Origin of the sequence: Xanthomonas vasicola, from assembly GCF_000772705.2 — a bacterium.
GTDB classification, from domain to species: Bacteria; Pseudomonadota; Gammaproteobacteria; order Xanthomonadales; family Xanthomonadaceae; genus Xanthomonas; species Xanthomonas vasicola.
The window spans coordinates 1-1,977 of sequence record NZ_JSBW02000089.1 but is presented as its reverse complement, the minus strand read 5'-3'; the positions used below and the strand labels follow the sequence as shown (position 1 = coordinate 1,977).

Genomic DNA, 1,977 nt, shown 5'->3' with positions numbered 1-1,977 from the left:
GGCCATCGGAACGCAGCTCTATTTCGAGCCTCCTGTAGTCAGACTGCTCGCTTGAATAGACCCCGCTCACGCGGGGTTTTTTATTTCATGACGCGTCACGAAATGGGGTGCGGGGCGTGCCCCGCGGCTACCGCCTTTCCATGGCAATGCCCAACACAGCTCACCCCGGCGCGAAACCGGTCCTTTGACGGCCTACCCCGTCCCACGCGCCTGCAGACCGTTTTGGGAGGACTTGGCGGCCCGACTGCAACGGAGCGTCAGCGTGGGTGCGGGCGGGCCGCCACGGCCGACCCGGTACGGGCCGCAGAACCGGCAGAAGGGGAGGGCAGGATATGGGCCTGTGTAGCCCCTGGTGCCGCCACAGCGCCTCGCGGCCCCGCTTTGCTTGATACATGTGCCTAAGTAGCGGGCAAACCCTGCCTCGAGCTCTGAAAGCCTTGCCCCGACTCGCTCGGCCATCTCGATGTGCGGGGCTAGTGATACCGCACATTTGTGCACGGTGTGCACTGGACACCCCCTTGCAGACACTCCGCGTTACTCCTAGACTGCGCTCATGCCATCTGAACAGACCCGAGTCAATCTCACCCTTCCTGCCGATGTGGTCGCTGTCCTGGACCGATTGGGCAAGGTCACCGGCGCAGGTCGTGCAACGATCATCCGCGAGTGGCTCATAGAAGGCCGCCCGATGTTTGCTGAGATGGCCACGGCTGCTGAGATGGCTCACGACCGCCAGGTCGATGCGCTTAAGGTCATGGGCGATGTTCTTCGTCAAACAGCTATCGCAGCTAATCAGCTTGAGCTTGCCATCAGCACTAAGCGGCGTGCTGCAATGAGGAAGCGAAACAGGTGATTGATTGGCTCACCATGATCGTGCCTTGTTCTCATTCAACACCGATCACTGGAGGTCACGTCCTTTCGTTGAATGCAGACGGTGAGATATCTTGGCGATCTGCTAAGCGCTCTACCGTTGAAGGTTCCTTTGGTACTGGTCTTCAGATACGCACTTGTACCCATACTGCCGATCCGTGCACGCACCTTGAAGTCAGCGGAAATCCCGTCAAATTCTTCCAAGGTCACAACCTTTGGGGCACCGACGATCTGCCCTCTTTGGCCATTGCTACTGTCGATCATCTAATCGACGTTTTGTCCCTCAATCCCACTGAGGCGGACCGTGCCTTGGTGCGGGCCGGCATGATCCAACTCACTCGTGTTGACGTCACGGAATCTTTCCACTTGGAGAGTCGTGCCCAAGTCCTCGAGTGGCTTCGTGCCGCTGAGCAAACAGCACATCTTTCTCATCGCGGGCGCGGTCAGCTCGTCAAGTCAAGCACGCTCTATTTCGGCAGAAATAGCCGGCGTTGGGCACTCAAGTTGTATAGCAAAGGCCAAGAGATTCGCGCTAAGGGTCACGGTCAAGACGCCATTCTTTCTTTACCTCATGCTGTTGCTTGGGCTGATAAAGCACTCCGTGCTGAACTCACTATTCGCAGCATGGAACTCAAGCGCATGTCCCGATCTATGGTCGCAGACTGGTTTGCCGATGATGAGCTACCATGCAACGTAACTCGCGAGTTACTCCGCGAACGCTTGCAGGGGATGACCATGACTACTACTGCCAATTTGTCTGCCGATATCCTTGACAACCTGCGACCTTCGTTGCGCATGGCATATCAGTCTTGGGAGGCTGGAACGGATCTTCGCTCGATCCTTCCTCACCGGACGTTCTATAAATATCGCTCTGAGCTTCTGCCTCACGGCATTGACATTGCAACGTTGGTTCCTCGCAATGTTTCCAACGTTGTTCCCCTTTTCCGCACCCTTGAAGCAGTGCCCGCACCTGTCCCCGATTGGGCCATCGGAACGCAGCTCTATTTCGAGCCTCCTGTAGTCAGACTGCTCGCTTGAATAGACCCCGCTCACGCGGGGTTTTTTATTTCATGACGCGTCACGAAATGGGGTGCGGGGCGTGCCCCGCGG

2 protein-coding genes are annotated in these 1,977 nt (G+C 57.4%); both read left to right on the top strand.

The annotated features are described in order from the left end of the window. The first annotated feature begins 553 nt into the window (after nt 1–553). Nucleotides 554–850 (top strand): ribbon-helix-helix protein, CopG family, encoded by a 297-nt coding sequence (locus NX05_RS19795; RefSeq protein WP_053012906.1) that lies wholly within the window; start codon nt 554–556, stop codon nt 848–850. Further along, complete coding sequence (locus NX05_RS19790) at nt 847–1,905, top strand: phage/plasmid replication protein, II/X family (protein WP_039445230.1); 1,059 nt, start codon at nt 847–849, stop codon at nt 1,903–1,905. The genes NX05_RS19795 and NX05_RS19790 overlap by 4 nt, the downstream gene beginning before the upstream one ends. Nucleotides 1,906–1,977 lie beyond the last annotated feature (72 nt).

Excerpts from the sequence above, each read along its gene's own strand:
- NX05_RS19795 (WP_053012906.1), top strand. The coding sequence starts at position 554 with ATGCCATCTGAACAGACCCGAGTCAATCTCACCCTTCCTGCCGATGTG.